The 22,729-nt window shown below is 72.7% G+C and carries 21 protein-coding genes and 1 tRNA gene; 14 read left to right on the top strand and 8 right to left on the bottom strand.

What is annotated here, in order from left to right; all coding sequences use genetic code 11:
• Positions 1 to 43 precede the first annotated feature (43 nt).
• Both DT019_RS22745 and DT019_RS22750 read right to left on the bottom strand, forming a co-directional pair.
• A complete protein-coding gene (locus tag DT019_RS22745; RefSeq protein WP_114038726.1) occupies positions 44 to 763 on the bottom strand; it encodes a YcnI family protein in 720 nt (239 codons plus the stop codon).
• A 106-nt stretch (positions 764 to 869) separates the two neighbouring features.
• The gene (locus DT019_RS22750; protein WP_114038727.1) at positions 870 to 1,712 is read right to left on the bottom strand and encodes a hypothetical protein; all 843 of its coding nucleotides are present in this window, start codon (positions 1,710 to 1,712) and stop codon (positions 870 to 872) included.
• Positions 1,713 to 1,972: 260 nt separating this feature from the next.
• On the opposite strand from DT019_RS22750, the gene DT019_RS22755 reads away from it, so the two are divergent.
• The gene (locus tag DT019_RS22755) at positions 1,973 to 2,431 is read left to right on the top strand and encodes an ATP-binding protein (protein WP_114038728.1); all 459 of its coding nucleotides are present in this window, start codon (positions 1,973 to 1,975) and stop codon (positions 2,429 to 2,431) included.
• A gap of 33 nt (positions 2,432 to 2,464) precedes the next feature.
• Here DT019_RS22755 and DT019_RS22760 read toward each other — a convergent pair whose 3' ends face one another.
• Positions 2,465 to 3,931: an aminopeptidase P family protein gene (locus DT019_RS22760; RefSeq protein WP_114038729.1), complete on the bottom strand. Its 1,467-nt coding sequence runs from the start codon at positions 3,929 to 3,931 to the stop codon at positions 2,465 to 2,467.
• Positions 3,932 to 4,048: 117 nt separating this feature from the next.
• Complete coding sequence (locus DT019_RS22765) at positions 4,049 to 5,536, bottom strand: PP2C family protein-serine/threonine phosphatase (RefSeq protein WP_114038730.1); 1,488 nt, start codon at positions 5,534 to 5,536, stop codon at positions 4,049 to 4,051.
• Positions 5,537 to 5,977: 441 nt separating this feature from the next.
• On the opposite strand from DT019_RS22765, the gene DT019_RS22770 reads away from it, so the two are divergent.
• Positions 5,978 to 6,643 carry a bifunctional DNA primase/polymerase gene (locus DT019_RS22770; RefSeq protein WP_114038731.1) on the top strand — a complete coding sequence of 222 codons (666 nt, stop codon included), beginning with the start codon at positions 5,978 to 5,980 and terminating at the stop codon, positions 6,641 to 6,643.
• 197 nt (positions 6,644 to 6,840) lie between these two features.
• Positions 6,841 to 7,392, top strand: coding sequence for a hypothetical protein (locus DT019_RS22775; RefSeq protein ID WP_114038732.1), 552 nt, complete (start codon positions 6,841 to 6,843; stop codon positions 7,390 to 7,392).
• Between the two features lie 195 nt (positions 7,393 to 7,587).
• Here DT019_RS22775 and DT019_RS22780 read toward each other — a convergent pair whose 3' ends face one another.
• The 3 genes from DT019_RS22780 to DT019_RS22790 all read right to left on the bottom strand — a co-directional run bounded on the left by DT019_RS22780 (position 7,588) and on the right by DT019_RS22790 (position 10,284).
• Complete coding sequence (locus DT019_RS22780; protein WP_114038733.1) at positions 7,588 to 8,553, bottom strand: DUF5926 family protein; 966 nt, start codon at positions 8,551 to 8,553, stop codon at positions 7,588 to 7,590.
• A gap of 238 nt (positions 8,554 to 8,791) precedes the next feature.
• Positions 8,792 to 9,403, bottom strand: a complete 612-nt coding sequence (locus DT019_RS22785) for an ATP-binding protein (RefSeq protein WP_114038734.1) — start codon at positions 9,401 to 9,403, stop codon at positions 8,792 to 8,794.
• A 53-nt stretch (positions 9,404 to 9,456) separates the two neighbouring features.
• Complete coding sequence (locus DT019_RS22790; protein ID WP_114038793.1) at positions 9,457 to 10,284, bottom strand: glycerophosphodiester phosphodiesterase; 828 nt, start codon at positions 10,282 to 10,284, stop codon at positions 9,457 to 9,459.
• A gap of 249 nt (positions 10,285 to 10,533) precedes the next feature.
• On the opposite strand from DT019_RS22790, the gene DT019_RS22795 reads away from it, so the two are divergent.
• From DT019_RS22795 to DT019_RS22805, 3 genes are all read left to right on the top strand, one after another.
• Positions 10,534 to 12,060, top strand: a complete 1,527-nt coding sequence (locus DT019_RS22795; protein ID WP_114038735.1) for a S1C family serine protease — start codon at positions 10,534 to 10,536, stop codon at positions 12,058 to 12,060.
• Positions 12,061 to 12,360: 300 nt separating this feature from the next.
• Positions 12,361 to 12,447, top strand: a tRNA-Ser gene (locus DT019_RS22800).
• A gap of 219 nt (positions 12,448 to 12,666) precedes the next feature.
• A complete protein-coding gene (locus DT019_RS22805) occupies positions 12,667 to 13,527 on the top strand; it encodes a helix-turn-helix domain-containing protein (RefSeq protein ID WP_114038736.1) in 861 nt (286 codons plus the stop codon).
• Positions 13,528 to 13,882: 355 nt separating this feature from the next.
• Here the strand turns inward: DT019_RS22805 and DT019_RS22810 are convergent, their stop codons facing one another.
• Positions 13,883 to 14,749 carry a bifunctional DNA primase/polymerase gene (locus tag DT019_RS22810; RefSeq protein WP_114038737.1) on the bottom strand — a complete coding sequence of 289 codons (867 nt, stop codon included), beginning with the start codon at positions 14,747 to 14,749 and terminating at the stop codon, positions 13,883 to 13,885.
• Between the two features lie 490 nt (positions 14,750 to 15,239).
• On the opposite strand from DT019_RS22810, the gene DT019_RS22815 reads away from it, so the two are divergent.
• The 8 genes from DT019_RS22815 (at position 15,240) to DT019_RS22850 (ending at position 22,614) form a co-directional block, all read left to right on the top strand.
• On the top strand, positions 15,240 to 15,551 hold the full coding sequence (locus DT019_RS22815; RefSeq protein ID WP_114038738.1) for a hypothetical protein: 312 nt from the start codon (positions 15,240 to 15,242) through the stop codon (positions 15,549 to 15,551).
• Between the two features lie 229 nt (positions 15,552 to 15,780).
• A complete protein-coding gene (locus tag DT019_RS22820; protein ID WP_114038739.1) occupies positions 15,781 to 16,944 on the top strand; it encodes an acyl-CoA dehydrogenase family protein in 1,164 nt (387 codons plus the stop codon).
• A 5-nt stretch (positions 16,945 to 16,949) separates the two neighbouring features.
• Positions 16,950 to 17,957, top strand: coding sequence for a bifunctional MaoC family dehydratase N-terminal/OB-fold nucleic acid binding domain-containing protein (locus DT019_RS22825; protein WP_317617793.1), 1,008 nt, complete (start codon positions 16,950 to 16,952; stop codon positions 17,955 to 17,957).
• Positions 17,957 to 19,078 (top strand): acyl-CoA dehydrogenase family protein, encoded by a 1,122-nt coding sequence (locus DT019_RS22830; RefSeq protein WP_114038741.1) that lies wholly within the window; start codon positions 17,957 to 17,959, stop codon positions 19,076 to 19,078. The genes DT019_RS22825 and DT019_RS22830 overlap by 1 nt, the downstream gene beginning before the upstream one ends.
• Positions 19,075 to 19,578 (top strand): MaoC family dehydratase, encoded by a 504-nt coding sequence (locus tag DT019_RS22835; protein WP_114038742.1) that lies wholly within the window; start codon positions 19,075 to 19,077, stop codon positions 19,576 to 19,578. Before DT019_RS22830 ends, DT019_RS22835 begins: the two co-directional genes overlap by 4 nt.
• Entirely contained in the window at positions 19,575 to 20,741 is a 1,167-nt protein-coding gene (locus tag DT019_RS22840; protein ID WP_114038743.1) for a lipid-transfer protein, read from the top strand. The genes DT019_RS22835 and DT019_RS22840 overlap by 4 nt, the downstream gene beginning before the upstream one ends.
• Positions 20,742 to 20,980: 239 nt before the next feature.
• Positions 20,981 to 21,826, top strand: a complete 846-nt coding sequence (locus tag DT019_RS22845) for a DUF1906 domain-containing protein (RefSeq protein WP_114038744.1) — start codon at positions 20,981 to 20,983, stop codon at positions 21,824 to 21,826.
• A gap of 242 nt (positions 21,827 to 22,068) precedes the next feature.
• Positions 22,069 to 22,614: a SigE family RNA polymerase sigma factor gene (locus tag DT019_RS22850; RefSeq protein ID WP_114038745.1), complete on the top strand. Its 546-nt coding sequence runs from the start codon at positions 22,069 to 22,071 to the stop codon at positions 22,612 to 22,614.
• Positions 22,615 to 22,729: the final 115 nt, after the last annotated feature.

Below are 22,729 nucleotides of genomic sequence, written 5' to 3' on the forward strand. Positions count from 1 at the left end.
TGATTTTCCGGTCTTTTCCGGTCGAATGGGTGCAGGGGAGGGGTTACGCGGAGCGGCGGCGTCCGGCGAACACCCCGAAGGCCACTCCGGCGACGCCGGCCACGATGCCCACGGCGCCCAGGACCCGGGCGGTGGTGTCGGTGTCCGACGAGGAGGCGGCCTCGGGCTTCTTGTCGGCCGCGCCCGCGGCGGCGGGCGCCGCGTCGTCGTCACCGCCGCCCGCCGCGGCGGTCAGCCGCAGGGTGGGCGCCGGGTTCGCGGGCTCGGGCGCGCCCTTCGGCGCCTCCTGGATCCAGCGCACGACCTCGTTGTTGTCGTACGTCTGGAGCGCCTTGAAGACGAGCTGGTCGGTGTCGGTGGGCAGCGAGCCGACGGAGAGCGGGAACTTCTGGAACTGGCCGGGCTCGATCGTCCCGCCGCTCCAGGTCACCTTGGTGACGGCCTCGTTGATCTGCTTGCCGTGCACGGTGAGCGGCTTGTCGAGCTTGGACTTGGTGACCTCGACGTTCCAGCCCGGTACCGGCTGCGGCATGACGGAGGCCAGCGGGTGGTCGGCCGGGAAGTTTACCTCGACCTTCACCGTCTTGGCGTTGTCGCGCTCGTTGGGGACCTTGAAGTCGACGACGGCGTAACCGCCCTTGGCGGCCGCGCCCTCGGGCTGCACGGTGACGTGGGCGAAGGCCGTTCCCGAGAGCAGCAGGACGGACCCCGCGGCCAGCGAGGAGACCACGGCGAGACGGGTGCGCGAACGGGCAGCGTTCATGACAGAGACACTCCAGTGAGCAGGAAGGTGGGGACGTCCACCGCGCCACGGGTGCGCGGAGACCCGCGACACCACCCCTGCCGTACGTGTGGGGAGTGGGCCGCGTTCAGGCTGCGAGGGCGTACGCCGCGGGCGGTCCGCGCCTGATCACCGAGTGCTGAAGTGCCGCCCCCGGCAGGGGGAGCGGGGCGCGCCGGTCCCCGAGGGGGGCGCGCGGGCCGGGTCCGGCCGCCGCCAGGAGCCCGGTGCACAGGGCCGCCGCGAAGGCCAGGGCGCGACGCAGCGCGCGCACGGCCGTGGCCTCGGTGGCCGCGGTGACGGACTCGGCGGCCAGCTCCACCAGCCGGAACAGCGCGATCTCGCCGCGCCGCAGCAGCCAGCCGGTGGCCAGGGCGGCCAGCAGGTGGCAGAGCAGCATGGGCAGCGTCGGCAGCAGGGAGGTGGCGAGCGAGGTGGAGTGCGCCGAGCCCGCGCCGGACATCATGTCGGTCATGCCGGGCATCCCGGGCATGGCCACATGGCCCGAGCCGGTGACCCGGGCCGGGTCGATGCCCGCGTCGGTCACGATGCGTTGGGCGTCCGCCGCGGTGAGCGGGGCCGCGCCGCGGCCGCAGATCAGCGTGGCGGCGAACCGGATCAGCGGGAGGTCCCCGGTGGATCCGCCGCCGGAGGCGGCCGCGGTGTGCTGGCCGATGCCGAAGAGGATGTGGAGGCCGAGCTGTCCGGCCGCCAGCGCGCCCGCGATGGACGCCAGCGTGCGCTCCCGTCCGGCGAGCGGGGCCACGACCGCGAACACCCCGAGGAAACCGGCGAGCAGCGTCCACCAGGGGACGGTCGCGCAGGCCGCCATGACGTGCCCCATCGCGGACAGCACGACGCAGACCGCGGCGAACACCGCGGCCCTGAGCAGCCGGAGACCGGCGCCTGCTGGGGCGTGGGGGGTAGACATGGCGGGGCCATCATCGCACTGCGCTTACCCGCCCCATACGGCAGGTCCGGAAGGTCGCCTTTGGGTACGGGGCGGGGGTTCCGGAGAAGCGGAGGGGAAGGTTCCGAGGTGCGTTACACCGGCGTGAGGGGCGCGTACATCCGCCGAATGGGCGCCATCACGTCAAGAGGGCGCTTACGGACGGGAACTTGCGGCAATACTGCGCCCGTAGGGAGAAGGACTGGGTCGAGCCGCAAACGCCGCAGCCAGGAGGCTGGAGCATGAGCATCTGGTGGTCCCTCCACTTGCGGCGCGAGGCCGCGAGCGTGCCGCTCGCGCGTCGCCTCCTGCTCGGCACCATGGAGACCGCGGGCGTCGACCCGGACATCTCCTACGACCTGTCGGTCGCGCTCAGCGAAGCCTGTGCGAACGCGGTCGAGCACGGCGGCGACGAGGTGGCGGGCAGCGCGTCGGCGGCCTACCGGGTGACCGCCTACCTCGACGGCGAGAAGTGCCGCATCGAGGTCGCCGACTCGGGACCCGGCTTTCCGGCACGCCGCGGCCGGTGCGCCGCGGCGCGGGCCCGGACCGGCGCCCTGCCCGAGCACGGCCGGGGCCTGGGCCTGATCGAACAGCTCGCCGACCACGTGCACTTCAGGAACCGGCCCGGCCGGGGCGCGGTGGTCAGCTTCGACAAGATCCTGAAATGGCGCGAGGACGCGCTGCTCAAGGTGTCCTGAGCGACGCGTCCCCGGACGCTGGGCAGGGCTGGGTCAGGCCTGCTTGACCTGCGCCATCCACGCCTCGACCTCGTCCGCGCGGCGCGGCAGCGCGGCGGACAGGTTCACGTTGCCGTCCTCGGTGACCAGGATGTCGTCCTCGATCCGGACGCCGATGCCGCGGAACTCCTCGGGCACGGTGAGGTCGTCCGCCTGGAAGTACAGACCCGGCTCGACCGTCAGGCACATGCCCGGCTCCAGGACGCCGCCGACGTACGTCTCGGTGCGCGCGGCCGCGCAGTCGTGGACGTCCATGCCCAGCATGTGACCGGTGCCGTGCAGGGTCCAGCGGCGCTGCAGGCCGAGCTCCAGGACCTTGTCCACGCCGAGGTCGCCGAGCAGGCCCCACTCGACGAGCTTCTCGGCGAGCACGCGCTGGGCGGCGTCGTGGAAGTCGCGGTAGGCGGCGCCCGGCTTCACGGCCGCGATGCCGGCCTCCTGGGCCTCGTACACCGCGTCGTAGATCTTGCGCTGGAGCGGCGAGAAGGTGCCGTTGATCGGCAGGGTGCGGGTGATGTCGGCGGTGTAGAGCTCGTTCGTCTCCACGCCGGCGTCCAGGAGCAGCAGGTCGCCGGAGCGGACCTCGCCGTTGTTGCGCACCCAGTGCAGCGTGGTGGCGTGCGGGCCCGCGGCGCAGATCGAGCCGTAGCCGATGTCGTTGCCCTCGACGCGGGCGCGCAGGAAGAACGTGCCCTCGATGTAGCGCTCGCTGGTGGCCTCGGCCCTGTCGAGCACCTTGACGACGTCCTCGAAGCCGCGGGCGGTCGAGTCGCACGCCTTCCGCAGCTCCGCGATCTCGAAGGCGTCCTTCACCAGGCGCGCCTCGGAGAGGTACACGCGCAGCTCTTCGTCGCGCTCGGCGGTGACCTTGTCGCTGAGGGCGGCCTCGATGGAGGCGTCGTGCCCGCGGACGGCGCGGACCGGGCCGGTGGCCTCGGCGAGGGCGGCGGCCAGCTCGCGGACGTCCTTGGCGGGCAGCCCGAGCAGCTGCTCGGCCTCGGCCAGGGAGTGGCGGCGGCCGACCCACAGCTCGCCCGTGCCGGACAGCCAGAACTCACCGTTCTCGCGGTTCGAGCGCGGCAGCAGGTAGATCGTCGCCTCGTGGCCGTCGGCGGTGGGCTCCAGGACGAGCACGCCGTCCTCGGTCTGGTCACCGGTCAGGTACGCGTACTCGGTGGACGCGCGGAAGCTGTACTCGGTGTCGTTCGAGCGGGTCTTCAGGTTGCCCGCGGGGATCACCAGGCGCTCGCCCGGGAAGCGCTTCGAGAGCGCGGCCCGGCGGTCGGCGGTGTGGCCGGCCTGCGCGATCGGCTCCAGGCCGTGCAGCTCGGTGTCGGCCCAGCCGGACTTCATGTTCTCGGCCAGCTCGTCGGACACGCCCGGGTACAGGCCGTTCTTCCGCTGCTGGATCGGCTTCTCGTCCGCTTCTTCCGGGGTCTCCGGAGTGAGCTGGTCCGCCACGGTCTGCCTCCACTAGTACGACGTCGGACTCCCCCATGGCCGGAAAGCCACGGGGGACCCCCACCATCGTACGGGCGTGCGGAAGGGGGTCCAGGGTCGTAGTGCCTCTTACCGCGGCTAGGCGAAGCGGGCCGCGAGCAGCACGACGTCCTCGGCGCCGTCCGCCGCGTCGAGACCGTCGGGCAGCACGGTGCGCAGGACGTGGTCGAGCACGGCGTCCGGGTCGTCGCGCACCGCCTTGGGGACGCTCGCCGCAGCCGCGTGCAGCCGGGCGAAGGCCCGGTCCATGGGGTCGCCGGTGCGGTGCAGCAGCCCGTCCGTGTACAGCAGCACCGTTTCTCCGGGCTCGGGCGAGAGCTCCACGCTCGGCGCCTCCCAGCAGGCCAGCATGCCGAGCGGCGCCGAGAGCGAGGTCTCGACGAACTCGGTGCGCCGGTCCCCGATGATCAAGGGCGGGGTGTGCCCGGCCCCGGCGAGGACGATCTTGCGCCGGGCGGGCTCGCAGTAGGCGAAGAGCGCGGTCGCCGAGCGGGCGGGCTCGGTCAGGCGCAGCAGCAGTTCGAGGTCGGAGAGCACGGCGACGGGATCCTCGCCCTCCATGACGGCGTACGCCCGCAGGCTCGCGCGCAGCCGCCCCATGGCGGCCACCGCGCTCGGCCCGGACCCGGTGACGGAGCCGACCGCGAGGCCGAGCGCCCCCTCGGGCAGCGGAAGCGCGTCGTACCAGTCGCCGCCGCCGCGCGGTCCCGTGCGGTGGCGCGCGGCCAGCTGGACGCGGGCGACCCGGGGCAGCCGGCTGGGCAGCAGTTCCTCGGCGACGGTCGCCACATGGGTGCGGGCCCGGTCCAGTTCGACGAGGCGGCCCAGGTGCTCGGCCGCGTACCGGATGTAGAGCCCGGCCAGGTGCTGCTGGCGCTCGACGGGTTCCGCGCTCTCGTCGTAGAGCCAGACGGCCGCGCCGAGCCGCTGGGCGGCGTCGGTGGTGAGGGGGAGGGCGTAGCTGGCGGCGTAGCCGAGGCGGGCGGCGACCTCGCGGTGGCGGGGGTCGAGGCCGTCCGGGTCGGCCATGAGGTCGGGCCCGCCGGCCGCGTCCGGCAGTCCGTCCAGGATCCGGCCGTACGCGGTGGCGCTGCGCGGCACGGTCTCGATGTGGCCGAGGTCGGCGTGGGCGAGCCCGAGGCCGGTGGTGACGGCCGGGCCCAGGCCGTCGGCGGGTTCCAGGACGACCAGCCCGCGCCGCGCGCCGACCAGCGCGGCACCGGCGCTGAGGAGCTCGTGCAGGGCGTCGTCGAGCATGGTCGTGCGGGCGAGCCGCTCGGTGAGTTCGTGCAGTGTGGTGAGGTCGGAGACCCAGCCGGCGAGCCGGTCCTGGAGCACCGCGCCGGGTGGGGTCGGGGCGGCGGGTGAGGGCAGAGGCGCATGAGTGTGCGCGGGGGGCGGAACGGCTGGATCGATTCCAGCCACTTTCGGCAGGTGAGGGGCGCTCATGGCAGCCGGCTTTCCGACTGGTCGATTCTGCGCAATAGCATCGCAAACCCCCATGTCATTCTGCGCCGCTATCAATGCATCCACATGTACACGCACAAGTGAGGGGATGTCCAGCATTGTCATAGCGGGACTATTGGTGTCCGTGGGGCGTTCAACTTGGCCAAAAAATGACCCTGGTGGCCCAGCCCTGGGGTCGACTGAGGCCGTTCAACTGTGCGTCGTTTCAACCGCGTTGGGTACGTAATCGGTGTGGTCCGGGGCGGTTGAGGATGCCTCGGAACCTTGCGGCCGGCCTGAGCGTCTTAGGTGCCGACCGGCCCCGCCTCATCCCCGAGCGGCGGGGTTTTTGCACTCCGGACGGCAAGCGCCACGTACGCGCCACCCTTCGCCATGCTTTAAATGGTTACGGGCAGTGGCCGTCGCAACCAGTGGTGACCGCCCGAGTTCGGTCCTGGCGGGTTCCCCGTACCGCAGGCTCACAGAGCAAGTACGCGCAGTGAAGAGATGCACACATGGTGCGATGTGGACTCGGCGTTCAACGGAAAGGAACGAGCGCCCATGCGCGAGATCCTCGGAAGGCGACGCAGGTTCCGGTTCCGGCGCAGTGAAAGGGCTGCTCAGCTCGGCGCCGCGCTGACCTGTGCGACCCGGTGGAAATGGCCCGTGCTCCCCGGCGCGGGACTGGCAGCGGGCGGGCGCGGCTGTGCCTGTCCCGACCCTGAATGTGTGGTGCCCGGGGCACACCCCTTCGACCCCGTGCTGCTCGCGGCGACCACCGACGAGCGCATGATCCGCTGGTGGTGGACGAACCGGCCCACCGCGCCGGTCCTGCTCGCCACCGGCGCCGGCGCGCCCTGCGCGATCAGTCTCCCGGCCGTCGCCGGAGCGCGGGCGCTCGCCGTCCTCGACTCCATGGGCGTACGGCTCGGCCCGGTCGTGGCGACCCCCACCCGGTGGTCGCTCCTGGTGGCTCCGTACTCGATGGAGCGCCTGGGCGAGCTGCTCTACTCCAAGGACTGGGTGCCCAGTTCGCTCCGCTTCCACAGCGAGGGCGGATATCTGGTGCTGCCCCCGTCGCAGACCGGCAAGGGCCAGATCCGCTGGGAGCGCCCCCCGCTGGGGACGACCCCCGGGCCCTGGCTGCCGGACGTCGAGGCGGTGGTGGACGCGCTGGTCGAGGCGAGCACCAGCGCTCCGGACGGCGGGAGCCGGCTGGCGTACTGAGCGTGAGGGAGGCTCCCGCGCGGCGCGGGACGCCCCAAGGAGCGAGAAGGCGGTTCGGGTTCCCGAGCCGCCTTCACTCTTTCGAGTGTGAGCGGGCCCTGGTTGTACGGGAATTGGGCGTGCGCGCCACCGGCTGCCCGGTTTCCGTCGATATCTTCGGCCCACCATCAGGAATTCCAGGGCAGGCGGGTCCCTCCATGAATCTCCAGCACCTCCGCATGGCAGGGCTCACCGCCGTCGTGGTGGGCGCCGTGCTGCTGCCGCTGGCGGCCTCGGCGGGCCCCGCGGGAGGGCCGGAGAAACGCGCGGGAAGAGGCCCCGCGGATGACGCAAAAAGCCCCCTCACCCACGCCCTCGCGCGGGCGAACAAGCCACTGCCGGGGGCCGCGCAGGACGCGGCCGCCCACTGCGGACCCGAACTCACCTCTCCCGAAGGGGTCGAGGCGCAGACCTGCGTCCTGGAGCGGGGGCGCGACACCTGGGCCCGTACCTACTACCGCAACGCCACCGGTGAGGAGCTGCGCTCGGCGCTGACCCTGATGGGGCCGGGCGGCCGTACCGTCGAGACGAACTGCCAGGTGGCGGCCGACGACCAGCCGGAATCCTGCGAAACCCCGCACGAGAGCGCTTCGGTGCGGGCCCCGGGAGCGGGGGCGTATTCGGCGGTGTCGGAATTCTCGGGGGCGGGAGAGGACTCACCGCTGCTCCTGCGTTCCGGGAGCAACTCCGCGGACGCCGCGGCTCGTTGAGCGAGCCGGTCACATGGAAGGGCCCGATCGCTGGCGACGGGGGATGCACCAGCGACCGGGCTCTTAGAACGGTAACAAGAGATCGGTCGTTCGCAAATTCGATCTCGGTAATTCGGACACCGATTTACCTGTGGGTACGGGGAGTTGTGACAGGAGTCACCTGTCGGTCGACCGAAACCGTACCCGCGGTCACTCTCAGCTGAGGGTCACCTGGCGGTTGGTGAGTCCGCCGCGGGCCCGGCGCTCGTCCGCGGTGAGCGGCTCCTGGCTCGCGAGCGCCCCGGCGAGCCGCTCGGCGAACTCGGCGGCCGGCTTCTCGCACTCCTCGGCGCCCATGTCCGACGGCAGGTCCCAGACCGGCACGGTCAGGCCGTGCGCCCGGAAGGAGCCGACGAGCCGGGTGCCCTCGCCGAGCGAGGACGTACCGGCCGCGTGCAGCCGGGCCAGCGCCCCGAGGAGCTTCTCCTCGGGGTGCGGCATGACCCACCGCAGGTGGTTCTTCTCGGGCGTCTCGCACCAGTACGAGGAGTCGACCGACTTCAGCCGTACGGTCGGGATCGCGGCGGCGTTGGCCCGCTCCAGGGAGGCGGCCACCTCGCTCGCCGCGCTGTCGGCGTCCGGCACCCAGAACTCGAAGCCGGTGTGCACCTCGGGCTCGAAGGGGGCGGCCGGGTCGAGCAGGTCCTGCAGGCGCACGCCGTCGGACTCGGCGCGCTGGGCGGCGACCGGCGAGCCGGGCTCGGCGACGAGCGCGCGCTGGAGCGTGTCGGCGAGGTCGCGGCTGATGTCGCCGGAGGGGGTGTCGTTCTGCAGGCCGAGCAGCACCGACCCGTCCTCGCGGCGCAGCGCGGGCCACGCCATCGGCAGCACGGTCGCGAGCGTCACGGACGGCACGCCCTCGGGCAGCCCGTCCTTGAGGGTCAGCGGGACGGCCGCGGCCGGGACCAGTTCGCGCAGCGCGACCCAGTCGCACTCGCCGGCCAGCCCCTCGAAGGGGCGCTGGACCAGCTCGGTCACGGCGTGCGACGCGGCCCGCCCGTGACAGGCCTTGTAACGGCGGCCGGAGCCGCAGGGGCAGGGCTCACGGGCCCCGACGACCGGGATCTCCCCGTCGCTGATCTGCGGCTTGACGGCCTTCGCCTGGGGACGCTTCTTGGCCATGGTGTGGCTCTCTCCCGACTGCGGTGGTGCGGTGTCGCTGTGTCGGGCGCGAGCCTAGCCGCACCGGCCACCCGGAGGCGGCCGCACCGGTGGCGCCGGTCCCGGACCGGCGGCCGAGGGCGCGCGTCCGGAGCCGGTCGCGCGCCCGGACCGGACCCCCGGGCCGGGCACCGCGACCTCAGGCGCCCTCGGACACCTTCAGACGCCTTCAGACGCCTGTGGACGCCTTCAGTCAGATTCAGTCCAGGTCGTCGAACGCGTCCGCGTACTCCAGGCCCGCCGCCGCTCCCGGCCCTGCGACGCGCGTAGCGAAATCGTCGAGACGGTGCCCCGCGGTGAGGATCACCCACACGGTGACCTCCCCGGACGCGCTGTCCCGTACGCCCCAGTCCTGGGCGAGGGCGCTGATGATGTTCAGCCCCCGGCCGCCGCGCGCGGTCACCGACGGTGTCGCGGGGACCGGCCGGGTGGGGCCGCCCCCGTCCGTCACCTCGACCGTCAGCCGCCCGGCCTTGTCGATGCGCCAGGCCGCCCGGATGTCTCCGTCGCCTATGTCGGACCGCCCCAGCGGCCTGCCGTGCCGGCAGGCATTGCTGAGCAGTTCGGAAAGGATCAGAACGGCATCGTCCACGACCGGCTCGGACACCCCGCTGCCGAGCAGTTGCTCGCGCATCCGGTGTCTCGCCTTGCCCACGCCCGCAGGGCCATGGGGTACGGCCATGCTCGACGACGTGGGCACCTCCTGTGCCACCACCAACGCCACCCCCGAGACCTCCTTCGCCCCACGCCACGGTGTGGATGCCCCAATGGACTGGACCGGAAACCGGCCAACCGGCGACGTGCGACGCATTCGTCACGGCCGGACACGGAGCGAACGCGCCGGTGCACTCCCTGTCATGGCCGTTACACGCGGCCCAGTTGGGACAGAACCTGTTTCGGGCGGTTGGTGATGATTGCCTCCACGCCGAGGCTTACGCACAGATCCACGTCCTCGGGTTCGTTGACCGTCCAGACGTGCACGCGGTGTCCCGCGCGGTGCAACCGCTCGATGTAGGCGGGGTGGTTGCGCACGATGCGCATGCCCGGGCCCGCGATCCGCGCTCCCGCGGGCAGCCGCCCGTCGCGCAGCCGCGGCGAGAGGAACTGCATGAGGTAGACGGTCGGGATGTCGGGGGCGGCCGCAGCCACCCGGTGCAGGGAGCGCGCGGAGAAGCTCATGATGCGCACCGGGGAGGTCTCGCCGGCCGGCGGCGGCTCGGTGAGGCCGAACCTCTTGAGGAGGTGCAGCAGCCGCTCCTCGACCTGGCCGGCCCAGCGCGTGGGGTGCTTGGTCTCGATGGCGAGCTCCACCCGCCGCCCGGCGTCGGCGACGAGTTCGAGCAGCCGCTCCAGGGTGAGGACGGAGGTGAACTCGCGGTCCTTCCAGTCCGGGCTCTCCTCGCTGTCCTTCCAGGAGCCGAAGTCGAGCGCCGCGAGCTCGGAGAGCTCCAGGGCCGAGACGGCGCCGCGGCCGTTGGAGGTGCGGTTGACGCGCCGGTCGTGGACGCAGACGAGCTGTCCGTCGGCGGTCAGGCGGACATCGCACTCCAGGGCGTCGGCCCCGTCCTCGATCGCCTTCACGTACGCGGCGAGGGTGTGCTCGGGGGCGTCCTCGGAGGCTCCGCGGTGGGCCACCACCTGGACGGGGGCGCGGTCGGGGGTGTGCGGGCTGTGCTGCCGTGCTTGGGTCACCGCGTCATCGTGCCACCGCCGGGTCACAGGTTGGCGCACGAATACACAGCTCCTGCTTACAGTGGCCTGACGTGCGGTGGGAAAAGCTGAGCGGAGTCATCCGCACCGTGCGGGAGCCGATGTCGTACCCCCGGCGCACCATGGATGGCGCCGGGGCTCGCACGTCGGCGCCCCGGCGCCACCCGCACCGGCATCAGATCGCCCGCCGGACCGTCCCCAAGACCGAGTGGAAACCGAGGAGAGCAAGCTGTGAGCACCGAGAACGAGGGCACCGCGGTCCCGGCCGTCCCGCCTGCCCCGTCGTCTGCACCTGCTGCACCTCCCGAGCCCGCCGCGGCCCCCGCCGCCCCCGTTCCGTCGGACGCCGCGCCCGCCGAGGCGGAGAAGACCCAGGTCCACGAGCCCGCGCCGCCCTCGCCGGGAGCCCCGGCGCAGCCCGGCCCGGACCCGGTCACCGAACAGCTGCCCCCGGCGCCGGGGGCTCCGGCGCGGCCGGCGTACGCGGCGCACGAGGCGGCGCCCCCGCAGAGCGGCGGGGCCGGTTGGCCGCCGCCCCCGCCCACGCTCCCCTCCTACGGCGGTGGCCAGGGCGGCGAGCCCTGGGGAGCCCCGCAGCCCCCGGCCCCGCGCAGGCGCGGCGGCGGGCTGATCGCCGCGGTCGTGGCGGCCGCCCTGGTGGCGGGCGGCATCGGCGGAGTCATCGGCTACGTCGCGGCGGACCGGGACGGCAACGGTTCGGGCTCCACCACCGTGGCCTCCTCCGACACGCCCAAGGACTTCAAGCGCGACCCGAACACGGTCGCGGGCGTCGCCGCCAACTCGCTGCCCAGCGTGGTGACGATCAACGCGCAGGGCAACGACGGTGAGGGCGGCACGGGCACCGGCTTCATCTACGACAAGGAAGGTCACATCCTCACGAACAACCACGTGGTGGCCTCCGCGGCGAGCGGCGGCAAGCTGTCCGCGACCTTCTCCAACGGCAAGAAGTACGACGCCGAAGTGGTGGGCCGCGCCCAGGGGTACGACGTGGCCGTCGTCAAGCTGAAGAACGCCCCGGACAACCTGAAGCCGCTCTCGCTCGGCGATTCCGACAAGGTGGCCGTCGGCGACTCGACGATCGCGATCGGCGCCCCGTTCGGCCTCTCCAACACCGTCACCACCGGCATCATCAGCGCCAAGAACCGCCCGGTGGCCTCCAGCGACGGCCAGAACTCCAAGGCCTCGTACATGAGCGCCCTCCAGACCGACGCCTCCATCAACCCGGGCAACTCGGGCGGCCCGCTGATCAATTCGGCCGGTGCGGTCATCGGCATCAACTCGGCGATCCAGTCGGCGGGCACGGGCGGCGGCGGCATGGGCCAGTCGCAGGCGGGCTCGATCGGCCTCGGCTTCGCCATCCCGATCAACCAGGCGAAGAACGTCGCGGAGCAGCTCATCAAGACCGGCCAGCCGGTCTACCCGGTGATCGGCGCCTCGGTGGGCATCCAGCAGGGCAGCGGCCCGGGCGCGGGCAACGCCGACGGGGCGCAGATCTCCCCGCAGGGCACCGCGAGCCAGCAGCCGATCACCCCGGGCGGCCCGGCGGACAAGGCGGGGCTCAAGCCCGGCGACGTCATCACCAAGTTCGGCGACATGCCGATCGACAGCGGCCCGACGCTGATCAGCGAGATCTGGACGCACAAGCCCGGCGACCAGGTCCCGCTCACGTACAAGCGGGACGGCAAGGAGAACACGGTCACGGTCACCCTCGGCGAGCGGAAGGGCGACAGCAACTGACCATCGGCCGGCAGGCCGGAGGAGACGTCCGCCGCCATGTCGCGGAGCTGCTGGCCGAACTCAACGCCCAGAGCCGTTTCCAGGCCGGAAGCTACGCCCGCCGCGCGGGCTGGCTGGACGTCTGACGACCCGTCACGACCCGGGCGCCCTCCGGGGCCCCAGGACCGGACGCGGCACCGTCGCACCCTCCCTTCCCGGTGCCGAATGCGAACCCCATGGCCCGGGCACGGCCCAAGGGCCCATGGAGTGGACCGCGGCCGGTAGGCTGTAGCCGCTTCCGCCGCTGGTCGGCGGGGCATGGGTGGGTTGCCCGAGCGGCCTAAGGGAACGGTCTTGAAAACCGTCGTGGCAGCGATGTCACCGTGGGTTCAAATCCCACACCCACCGCGTGTGACGGCCCCGGGCCGTCGAGGCAGGGGCGCTCCGGAATCCGGGGCGCCCCATTCTCGTACGCATCCCGTATCGCCCCGGCGGAGCCGAAGTCTTCGCAGGTCACAGGCTTGGGATGGTGGTACGTGTCCCTGGGATGCCGGGAGGTCTGGTCCTGGGGCCAAGGGGGATCGACAGTGGATGCGTCCGGGGTGGTCCCGGGGCGAGGAGCTGTGGGTGAGCGGGGGAACGTGCCGGTCCGGCAGGACGGGGAGCGGGGACGAGAGCAGGGTCTACGCGCTGCCGGACGCACGGCTGCGGCCGGGCGTCGGCGCCTACCGGGGGTTCCGGCTGGCCGGTGAGGGGCCGCGCGAACGGCTGGTCGTACCGAGCGGGAAGGTGTCGCTGCTCATCGGGTTCGGGGACGAGATCCGCGTCGGCCAGGCCGGGCGGCGCCCCGGCGGGACCGCCGTGCACACCTCGGTGGTGTGCGGACTGCACGGCCGGGCCAGGGTGCTCGGGCACGCGGGGCGGCTGCACGGCGTGGAGGTCACGCTCGCTCCCTGGGCCGCGCAGCGGATGTTCGGAGCCCCGCTCGGTGAACTCGCGGACACCGTGACCGATCCGGCCGACGTGCTCGGCGGGCGGGTGGCCGACCTCCGCGAGGCGCTCGCGGCCGCGCCGGGATGGCCCGAGCGGTTCGCGCTGCTCGACCGCTCGCTGCTCCAGTGGTCCGCCGACGCGGACGCCTCGCGGGCCCCCGCGACGAGCGCGCGCGGCGCCTGGGACCTTCTCGTCCGCAGCTCCGGGACGCTCCCCATCCGGGAGGTGGCCGCCAGGACGGGCTGGTCGATCCGCCATCTGGAGACGCTGTTCCGGCGGGAGTTCGGGCTCACGCCCAAGCGGGTCGCCAGGATCCTGCGGCTGCGCCGGGCGACCTGGCTGCTGACCACGGGCACCCGGGCCACGGAGGCCGCCCTCGCCTGCGGCTTCTACGACCAGTCGCATCTGAACCGGGAGTTCACCGCCCTGACCGGCGTGACCCCCGGCCGCTTCCTGGCGTCGCGGGCCGACACGAGCGTATGGCTGGCGGGCTGAGCCGGGGATCGCCGGGGCGATGCGGGTTTGGAGTGCGGGCGGCCGCCAAGCGACCGCTTCCCGCCGTCACTCCCGTTCGCAGGACCGCGCTTTTGTCCAAGACTCAATGAGGCGGCATGGGCCAGAGTTCCCGTCACGGGGACGGATTCTTCGTCCGGGTGAGCTGGTGGGGTCGTGCTCCCAGCCGATCGGGACGTGTCCGCACCCGGCGGGCGCGGCGGAGGTTCTTCGGGGGAAGCCTCTGCCGCGCCCGCCGGGGCCCGCACCGCGAGCCCGAGAGCCGCGCAGGGCGACGACCCGGCGCCGGTACGGGCTTACGCGCCGCCCCCCTCCCTCACCCGGCCGCCCCCCTCCCTCACCTGGCCGCGCTCATGCGGGCCGCGGAGGCGATCGTCGCGCGGGCCTCGCGTTCGCTGAGGCCGGTGCGGACCGCCGCCGCGATGAGCGCGCCCGTGAGCTCCTCGCCGATGCCGTTCTCGTACGCGCGGCAGGCCGCCCAGAACAGCCGGGTGTTGCGCTGCCCCTCGTGCGCGGCCAGCACGAACTGGACCAGCCCCCGCCCCTGGTGATCACCCTGTTTGTGGGCGTGGTGGCGGGTGGGCGCGGGCGGGGTGAGCAGGTCGAGCAGGGCGCTGGGGCAGGGCGCGGGGCCGAGGTGGGCGGTGCCGGGCGCCAGGCGGTAGACGCCCCGGCTGCTCAGCGACCCGGGCCCCACCAGGTAGCCGCCGGCGCCCCGGATGTCGATGCCGGGGGCGAGGCGGCTCGCGGAGTTGGGCACAACCGTGCCGGGCGGGCCGGTCAGCCAGATGTGCCGGCCCCCGCTCGGAGTGATCACCACCACGGTCTCCGGGATCGTGAACAGGTGCCGCAGCGCCAGGTGTTGGAGCGCCGCGGTGGCGTCGGCCTCCGGTGGCTTGGTGTCGAGGTCGATCCCTATGAGGTGGTGCGGGGGCCGGCCGCAGGCGATGCCGTAACCCGTGGCCCAGGGCGCGGCCGCGAACAGCGCGCGGACCGCGGCCGGGTCGGTGGTCGCGTCGTGCACGCCGTGGCCCGGGAGCCCGCACTCGCCCCGGCAGAGCACCGGCTGGGCCTCGTCCCGGTGGGGCGAGGGGAGCGCGGGCAGCTTGGTACGGGACAGCGGGATGACGGGCAGGCCGCGCTCGGCGGCGGACAGGGCGTGGGCGAGGGCCAGGGTGGCGGCCTGCCGGTCGATGGTGGCCATGACTCCATGTTCGTACGAATGTTCGAGAAAGGGAATCCCTTTCAGGGGTGACCGGCGGGACTCGGCCGGGGGCCCGGGGCGGCGCTGGAAGCCGCGTGGGGCCCCTTCCCCGGCCTGCCGTCGACCCCATCCCCACCGGGCGACGGCCCGGTGCTCCTGGGGTGGCCATCAGGTGAGCTGCTGGTGACGGAAAAGGTTGGCCGAATCCGAGCCGAAACGGTTCTCCTCTTGGGAGGGCCGGGTTCCGGCGCTGCGATCCGATCCCGGGCGGCGCTTTGACGTGACCTTGAGGGTTTATCGACAAGTCCTCACGCTTGCGGGCGAAAGGTGCCCCATTGACTGGTTCGCCGGGGATTCGGTGGGCAACTCTGATCCAGCGACGTCGTCACAGCGTCCGGGGCGGTCGGCCAACCGCCTTGGACCAGGCCGTACTTACGGTCTGGAACAAGCCGAACTACCCGCAGTACTTCTGGTTCCTGGAGGAATTGACATGGCAAGCATCCGTACCGCCCGCGTCCTCGCCGCCGTTGCCGCGCTGCCTCTCGCCGCCGCCCTCTTCTCGGGTGTCGCCGCCGCCGACAACGGATCCATTGCGGGCCACGGATCGAACGCGGCGGTCGCGACCGTCAGTGGCAGCGGGGTCGGTCACGACAACCGGGGAAATTCGTCCACCACGCAGCAGCAGGCCGTCGGAGCCGGGGCCACCAACCAGAGCAACACCGCCCAGGTGAACGGCTCGGCCTTCACGTCGATCAACCAGGGCAACGGCAACGTCGCCGTGAACTTCTCCCGCCTGTGGTGAGGCGCGGCCCCAGCCGCAGGGTCCGGTCGATGGGGTGATCGGCGGCCCGGGTGACCGTGCTTCGGCACGGACACCCGGGCCGCTGGCGTGCGGGGGTGGTCGCACCGCCTCCCCAACCATTGACAGCGAGGCGGTATCTGACGGACAGTCAGAAACCCTGATCCGGGAGCGCCGCCCGTACGTCCGGGCCGGTCCGCGGATTTGTCCGTCCGCACGGAAGGCCGCCGTCGTGCACCTCGCCCCGACCGAAGCCCAGGAGCGGCTGCGCGCGGAACTCCGCGCCTATTTCGCCCGGTTGATGCCCGACGGCCCGCCGCGCGGAGCCGATGCGGCCGGCCAGCGGGCGCTGCTGCGCCGGATCGGCGCCGACGGGCTGCTCGGACTCGGCTGGCCCGTCGAGTACGGCGGCCGGGGGCGCGGCGCGGACGAGCAGTTCGTCTTCTTCGACGAGGCCTACCGGGCCGGAGCCCCCGTCTCCATGGTCACCCTGAACACGGTCGGCCCGACCCTGATGAAGTACGGGAGCGCGGAGCAGAAGGCGTTCTTCCTGCCCCGGATCCTGAGCGGCGACCTCGTCTTCGCCATCGGCTACAGCGAGCCGGAGGCGGGCACCGACCTCGCCTCGCTCCGGACCAGGGCGGTACGCGACGAGGGGTGCTGGCTGATCGACGGGCAGAAGGTCTTCACCTCCAACGCCCAGAACGCCGACTGGATCTGGCTCGCCTGCCGCACCGATCCCGACGCCCCCAAGCACCGGGGGATCTCGATCATCCTGGTGCCGACCGACGCGCCCGGCTTCTCGTGGACGCCGATCGAGACCGTCGGCGGCCTGACCACCACCGCGACGTACTACGACGGCATCCGGGTGCCGGTGGGGAACCTGGTCGGCGAGGAGAACGCGGGGTGGGGGCTGATCACCAACCAGCTCAACCACGAGCGGGTCGCGCTCGCCGCGATCGGCATGCAGGCGGAGGACTTCTACGAGGCGGCGCTCACCTCCGCGTGTACGCCCGATCCGGTGACTTCCAGGCGCCCGGTTGACCACGAATGGGTGAAGGCGAAGGTGGCCGCCGCGCATGCCCGGCTGGCGGTGAACCGCCTGCTCAGCTGGCGTTTGGTGGGCGATGTGGGGGCGGGTCGGCTCGCGCCGGGAGACGCCAGCGGCGTGAAGTTCACGGGAACGGAGTCCGCGGTCGAAACGTATCGAATGTGTCGGGAAATCGTGGGGGACAGGGGCCTGATCCGGGGCGGTTCGCCCGGCGCCTTCGGGGACGGCGAGCTGGAGCGGATGAACCGGGCGGCGCAGATCAACACGTTCGGCGGCGGGGTGAGCGAGGTGCAGCGGGAGATCGTCGCCACGATGCGGCTCGGGATGACACGGGGGAAGAGGTGAGCGGGGTGAACGAGGAGGAGTTCCTCGGCCGGCTGAAGAAGTTCGAGGGGCGGCCGGCGGCGACGGGCGGGGTCGGCAAGGACCTCGTCAACGCGCCGATGATCAGGCACTGGTGTGAGGTGATGGGCGACGCACATCCCGCCTACACCGGGCCTGACGCCATAGCGCCGCCCACGATGCTCCAGGCCTGGACGATGGGCGGCCTCTCCGGACACGGCGACGGCACGGGCCGCACCTCCGGCCACGACGAGCTGTTCGAGCTGCTCGACGGCGCCGGATACACCTCGGTGGTGGCCACGGACTGCGAGCAGGAGTACGTCCGTGACCTGCGGCCGGGCGACCGTGTCAGCTATGACGCGGTGATCGAGACGGTCTCGGCGCGCAAGACCACCAAGCTGGGCACCGGGCACTTCGTCACCACCAGGATGGACGTCCGCGCGAACGGCGCTCTCGCCGGGACGCACCGCTTCCGCATCCTCAAGTACGCGCCCGCACAACGGCATACGCACCCGCGCGAGGATTCCGGCCGACCCCGGACGGCGGGGTCCACGGCGCCGCCGGAGCGGGCGCGGGAAGCAGCGGAAGCGCGGGAGGGGGCACAAGCGGCTCCCCGACCCCTGCGCCCCCGGCCCGTCGTCAACCGGGACAACGCCGGGTTCTGGGCGGGCGTCGCCGGGCACCGCCTGCTCATCCAGCGCTGCGGGGACTGCGCCGAGCTGCGTTTCCCCTGGCTGCCGGGGTGCAATGCCTGCGGTTCCGCGCGGTGGGACACCGTCGAGGCGAGCGGCGCAGGGACGGTCTTCTCGTACGTCGTGATGCACCACCCGCCCTTCCCGGCCTTCGACCCGCCCTACGCGGTGGGTCTGATCGAGCTCGCCGAGGGGGTGCGGATCGTCAGCAATGTGGTGGGGGTGGCGCCGGACGAGGTGCGGATAGGGATGCCGGTACGGCTCGAATTCCTGCGGGCCGACGCCGAGTTGGAGCTTCCGGTGTTCCGGGCGGAGGTGGCCTGATGGACTTCACGCCCACCGAGGAGCAGTCGGCGGTCCGCGAGCTGGCCGGGCGGATCTTCGCCGACCTGTCGACACCCGAGCGGCTCCTGGCCGCCGGTACGGGGACCGACAGCGAGCTGTGGAAGGCGCTGTGCGGGGCGGGGCTGGTGGCGGCCGTCGAGGAGGTCGGCCTGCTCGGTCTGGTCCTCGCCCTGGAGGAGCAGGGCAGAACCACCGCCCAGGTCCCGTTCGCGGCGAGCTGCGCCTACGGAATCCTGGCCCTCACCGCACACGGCTCGGCCGAGCAGCGCGAGCGGCTGCTGCCCGCCCTGCGCGAGGGCAGCGCGGTGGTGACCGGCGCCTTTCCCGCCTCGGCTGGCCGCGTGCGGGCCACGGCGGAGGGGGAGCTGACCGGGGCCGTGCCGCTCGTGCCGTGGCTGCGGGACGCCACCCATGTGCTGCTGCCCGACGTGGACGGCGCGCTCTGGCTGGTGCCCGCCGCCGAGGCGGAGACCGAACCGGTGGAGACGACCGCACCCTGGTCGGCCGGGCGGCTCACCCTGGATGCCACCCCGGCCGAGCGGGTGGGCGGCGCCGGGGCCTACGAGGACGTGCTGGCCACCGCCCGCACCGCGTTCGCCGGGCTCCAGGCGGGGGTCTGCGCGGGCTCGCTGGCCAGGGCGGTCCGGCACACCACGACGCGCGAGCAGTTCGGACGGCCGCTCTCCACCAACCAGGCCGTCCTGCTGCGGGCCGCCGACGCGTACATGGACACCGAGGCGATACGGGTCACCTCCTACGAGGCGGCCTGGCGGCGGGACGAGGGCCTGCGGTACGGGACGCACGCGCTGACGGCGGCATGGTGGGCAGCGGAGGCGGGCACCCGCGTCGTGCACGCGGGCCAGCACCTGCACGGGGGCCTCGGCGCGGACCTGGAACACCCCGTCCACCGGCACTTCCTGTGGGGCCGACAGCTGGACGCGTATCTGGGGTGTGGCGGTGAACTCCTGTCGGAGCTGGGGGAGTTGATCGTTGCGGAGCGGCTGGCGGAGGGGCCGCCGGGGAGGCCGACAGGGGAGTCGGCGCCCGCGCGGGCGGGTTCAGGGGTGGGGGCGGCGATGGACGAGGGGGTGGGGGCGTGAGGGCAGGAGACGAGCTGGCGCCGCTGGAGATCCCGATCACGCGAACGCTGATCGTGGCCGGTGCGGTGGCCTCCCGCGACTACCAGGACGTGCACCACGACCCGGTGATCGCACGGGAGAAGGGTTCCCCCGACATCTTCATGAACATCCTGACCACGAACGGCCTGGTGGGGCGGTACATCACCGACCACTTCGGCCCCACGGCAAGGCTGAGGTCGGTGAGGATACGGCTGGGAGCGCCCAACTACCCGGGCGACACTATGACGTTGACCGGCGCGGTGAAGGCGGTGGAGGGCGAGGTCGCCGAGGTGCGGGTGACGGGGACCAACGGCCTGGGCCACCACGTGACCGGCACCGTGCGGGTGGCCGTACCGGCGGGCGCCGGACCGACCGAGCCAATCGGGCTCACGCAGGGGCTGCCGGGAGCCACCCGGCCGACCGGGCCCGCAGGTGTCGCGGACTCGGCTGATCCATCCCGGCCCGCCGGGGGCGCGTCATGAGCGTGCGCCAGGGGGACTCGCTCGGGGGGCGGGCGGCCGTGGTCGGGATCGGGGCGACCGAGTTCTCCAAGGACTCGGGGCGCAGCGAGCTGAAGCTGGCGGTCGAGGCGGTGCACGCGGCACTCGACGACGCGGGGCTCTCGCCCGCGGACGTGGACGGCCTGGTCACCTTCACCATGGACACCAGTCCCGAGATCACGGTCGCGCAGGCGTCCGGCATGGGTGAGCTGTCCTTCTTCTCGCGCATCCACTACGGCGGCGGCGCGGCCTGTGCCACCGTGCAGCAGGCCGCCCTCGCGGTCGCCACCGGGGTGGCCGAAGTGGTCGTCTGCTACCGGGCGTTCAACGAGCGCTCGGGCCGCCGCTTCGGTTCCGGGGTGCAGCACCGGGAGCCGTCGGCGGAGGGGGCGGCGCTGGGCTGGTCGCTCCCGTTCGGGCTGCTCACCCCCGCGTCCTGGGTCGCGATGGCCGCTCAGCGCTATCTGCACACCTACCACCTGACCCCCGATGCCTTCGGGCACGTCGCGGTCACCGACCGCCGCCACGCCGCGAACAACCCGGCGGCCTACTTCCACGGCAAGCCGATCACCCTGGCCGACCACGCCGCCTCGCGCTGGATCGTCGAGCCGCTGCGTCTCCTGGACTGCTGCCAGGAGACCGACGGCGGCCAGGCGATCGTCGTCACCACCACGGAGCGGGCCAGGGACCTGCGGCAGCGGCCCGCCGTGATCACCGCCGCCGCACAGGGCGCGGGACGCAGACAGGAGGGGATGACCAGCTTCTATCGGGACGGCCTGACCGGTCTGCCGGAGATGGGGGTGGTGGCGCGACAGCTGTGGCGGACGTCGGGGCTGACCCCGGCCGAGGTCGACGTGGCGATCCTGTACGACCACTTCACGCCATTCGTGCTGATGCAGCTGGAGGAGTTCGGTTTCTGCACACCGGGTGAGGCGGCCGACTTCGTGGCGGCGGACGCGCTTCCGCTCAACACCCACGGCGGTCAGCTGGGAGAGGCGTATCTGCACGGCATGAACGGCATCGCCGAGGCGGTCCGCCAGCTCCGGGGCACCTCGGTGAACCAGATACCCGACGCGGCCCACGTCCTGGTCACGTCCGGTACGGGCGTCCCCACCTCGGGACTCGTCCTGGGGAGGGACGGTTGAGGGGCCCTCAGGGACGCCCCCGCTCGGCGGCCGTGCCGACCTGGTGTCAGAAACCGGGCGGGGCAGGGTGGGTACGGCTGAGCGGGTGTCAGCAGAGCGCAACGTAAAGGCGGGTTGGATCCGTGAAGGGGGCCCTTCTCGGGCTCGGGACTGGGGCGGACGGCTGATCCTGTGCTCGGACGGGCGAGAGGGCGGGCCGAGCGGTGGCCGGTTCGGACGGGCGGCCGTTCACTCGGGCCATGCGCCGTCTCAGACTGACCCTCGCCTGTTCCGTCACTGCCCTGCTCGCCCTCGTCACCCTGCTCGCCCCCTCGGCGGCCGCGTCCCCGCCCTGGGAGGACGAGCAGGACGAGCAGGCGGCTGCGGTGCCCACCGTGCCCTTCAGGGGCGCCGCCTTCGACACCTGCAACACGCCGTCGCTGGCCGCGATGCGGGGCTGGCGGAGTTCGCCGTACCGCGCCGTCGGCATCTACTACGCGGGCCGCGGCCGCCACTGCGCCGTCCAGCGGAACCTGAACCGGAGCTGGGTGACCCAGGTGCACGAGATGGGCTGGCAGGTGCTGCCCGTCTTCGTGGGCTCGCAGGCCCCGTGCGTCTACGCCGAGAACAAGAAGGGGGTGCGGATCGGCAACCAGCCCGCGAAGCAGGGCGCGTCCGAGGGCGGCCAGGCCGTCCAGGCGGCGCGGGCCCTCGGCATCCTGACCGGCAGCGCGCTCTACCTCGACCTGGAGGCGTACAACGTGGGCAACGCGTCGTGCGCCCGGACCACGCTGGAGTTCGTGCGGGCCTGGAACCGGGAGGTGCGCGGGCGCGGCTACCTGCCCGGTTTCTACAGCAGCGCCGGGTCCGGCGTACGGCAGATGGAGCAGGCCCGCCTGGCGGGGGTGCGGGACCTGCCGGCGGCGATCTGGTTCGCCCGCTGGCACACGGGACCCGCGCTGTACCAGGAGGCGGCGCTGCGCAAGGACGGCTGGCAGCACATGCGGATCCACCAGTACGCCGGGGACACCGCCGAGTCGCACGGGGGGTACCGGCTGGTCGTGGACCGCAACCAGGTCGACGCCCCGGTGGCCCGCATCGACTGAACCCGACGGTGTCCGCTCGTCGGCCCGGCCGTCGGCGAGCGGACACCGCGACCCCGTACGCCGCCCGCGATCTCGGAAGCGCCGCGAGGACGGCGCCGGAGCGGCCGGTGAACCCTGAGGGCCGGGGATGCGTCCTCCACCTTCAGGAGGTGTGGCCACCCCCACCCCTACAACCTGAGGCGGACACCGCTTCGGGACCTGGGGCCGATCCCCCGGGGTCTTCGCGCTCATAGCGTGGAGTCATGACAACGCCCGTCTGCACCAGCGCCTCCCGAGCGGCGACGCCGTACCACGCGTACGCGTCGTTCTCGTCGTACGTCCGCGCCAGGGGCCCCGTGCTGCTGCGCACCGCGCGCTCGCTGACCGCGAACCCGAGCGATGCCGAGGACCTGCTGCAGACGGCCCTCACCAAGACGTACGTCGCCTGGGACCGGATCGAGGACCACCGGGCGCTCGACGGGTATGTGCGTCGCGCGCTCCTCAACACCCGCACCTCGCAGTGGCGCAAGCGCAAGGTCGACGAGTTCGCCTGTGACGAGATGCCCGAGCCGGAGGTCGTGCCCGGGCCCGACCCGGCCGATCAGCAGGTGCTGCACGACGCGATGTGGCGCGCGGTCATGAAGCTGCCCGACCGTCAGCGGGCCATGGTCGTCCTGCGGTACTACGAGGATCTGAGCGAGGCGCAGACCGCCGAGGTGCTCGGGGTCTCGGTCGGCACGGTCAAGAGCGCGGTCTCGCGGGCGCTGGGAAAGCTCCGCGAGGACCCGGAGCTCGAACCCATACGGTAGCCGCCCCGACACCGGCCCTGGTCACACGCGGTGACGGCCCGGGCCACGGAAGCCGCGGCGATCCGAGGTTTCTGCAGGTAACTTCGCGGAACCACGGCTGAAACTACTCCCGGGT

This window comes from Streptomyces sp. SDr-06 (assembly GCF_003324565.1).
GTDB lineage: Bacteria > Actinomycetota > Actinomycetes > Streptomycetales > Streptomycetaceae > Streptomyces.